This is a genomic window from Polaribacter sp. (genome assembly GCF_965656025.1).
Classification (GTDB): domain Bacteria; phylum Bacteroidota; class Bacteroidia; order Flavobacteriales; family Flavobacteriaceae; genus Polaribacter.
In genome coordinates this window covers 47,457-49,353 of sequence record NZ_CBFHJT010000016.1, presented here as the reverse complement: position 1 = coordinate 49,353, position 1,897 = coordinate 47,457, and the positions used below count along the sequence as shown (strand labels likewise).

Below are 1,897 nucleotides of genomic sequence, written 5' to 3'. Positions count from 1 at the left end.
AAAAACACGTTCATCATCATCAAAAATTGTAATGATTATTATCTGAACTTCTGGGTATAATTTTTTATAAATTGATATGGCTTCTATACCTGACAAACCTGGTAAACCTATGTCTTGTAAAATAATATCTGGTTTGTCTTTTACACCAAAGGACTGTATCGCTTTTTCAACAGAATTTACAGAATGTTCTAAATTAAATTCATTGTAAACGTTCATTAAATCTTCTAAAGATTCTTTAAATAAGATATCGTCTTCTACAATCCAAACTGTATAGGGTTTATTATTTTGCATACTCAAATTAAAGATTTTCTTTTTTTAAATTTTATACCGAGTTTACGGTATTCTTATTTGTAATTCTATTGTTGTTCCTTCATTTACTTTTGAAGATATTGTGTATTTACCTCTTAATATTTCTGCTCTGTTTTTTAAACTTACTAAGCCATTTCCGGTAGTTTTTAAATTTGTATGAAAACCTTTACCATCATCCTTAATTGTTAGATAAAATTGAGTGTTAACCAATTTAGAAATCATGTTAACATTTTTAGCATCTGCATGTTTTGTAATATTATTTACAGCTTCTTTTATAAATAAAAACAAATTTCTTTTTTGCTCTGGTTTGCTCTGGAGTTAAAATTCTTTTCTTATCATCATCAGAAATTACATCAGTAAAATTAATTTGAGTATCATTTAAAAGTTCTTGAGATACCGTTTTACTTTTCATTAAAAAATCTCCTAAAGTTTCTTTTTCTGGGTTGATTAACCAGACAATATCATCTAATGTAGCTGCTAAATTTCTTGCGTTTTTTGTAATTCTAGAGAGCAAATGTGGTTTAATATTGCCTTTATTGTATTGTTGCTCTAAAATATCACTGGTTAAAGCAATACTACTTAAACCACTACCCACCTCATCATGTAAATCACTCGCAATTCTTAGTTTCATTCTTTCTACAGCTAATAATCTTTTTACACGATAGTAATAAACACCATAAATAACACCAGCAATTGTTATAAAAATTAGTATTTGAAACCACAATGTTTTCCAAAATGGGGGCATAATTTCAATGAATAACTCATCACCTTTTTTATTCCAAAGTCCGTCATTATTTGCTGCAATTACTTTAAACTTATATTTTCCTGGTGGAAGTTGTACATACCTAGAAAATCTAAAGCCATTATCTTCAACCCAATTCTTATCTCTACCAACAAGTTGATATTTGTATTTGTTTTGAGACGAATTTGTATAATTTAATGCAACATATTCTAATGAAATGGTATTCTGATTGTAAGGTAAAATCACTGATTTTTTTTCTCTATGGTTGTATACAAAAGTAGAATCTGAAGTAATTACGTTTAATTTGGTGATGTGTACCTTTGGAATAACTGTATTTTCTTTAATTTTTGATGGATAAAAATTCGTAATTCCTTTGATGCCTCCAAACCAAAATTGTCCATTTTGAGTTTTGGTTGATGAACGTCTATTGAATTCTAAGTTTAAAACACCTTCTTCTTTCGTGTACGCATCTAAATATTTTGTTTTTAAGTTATAACTCATTAGCCCTTTATCTGTGCCCATCCATAAACGATTAAAACTATCTTTTTGAATACTGAATATAATTGAGTTAGTTACATCAACTTTTTTTAGATTTAGAGTTGTAATATCTAGAGAATATAAACCTTCATTTGTTCCCAACCAAATAGTATTATCTACTAAAATCATATCCCAAATTGCGGAATTTATAATTTTATCTTTTTTGTGATAAAGAGGTTTTATTATTTCTGTTTTTACATCGTACAAAAACAATCCTTTGCCCTCTGTTGCTATAAATACTTTATTATTTGTGGCTAATATTTTTTGTACATTAGAAGATTCCAAAGCAATATCTACAACAGATTTGAT

Annotated in this window: 3 protein-coding genes; all 3 read right to left on the bottom strand. The window is 27.6% G+C overall.

What is annotated here, in order from left to right:
• A partial coding sequence (locus ACTG3S_RS04780) for a response regulator transcription factor (RefSeq protein WP_439128233.1) occupies positions 1-291 on the bottom strand: 291 nt, incomplete at its 3' end.
• 42 nt (positions 292-333) lie between these two features.
• Positions 334-597: a sensor histidine kinase gene (locus tag ACTG3S_RS04775; protein WP_439128232.1), complete on the bottom strand. Its 264-nt coding sequence runs from the start codon at positions 595-597 to the stop codon at positions 334-336.
• Positions 566-1,897 (bottom strand): triple tyrosine motif-containing protein (locus ACTG3S_RS04770; RefSeq protein ID WP_439128231.1); only part of this gene is annotated, 1,332 nt, incomplete at its 5' end. The genes ACTG3S_RS04770 and ACTG3S_RS04775, both read right to left, overlap by 32 nt.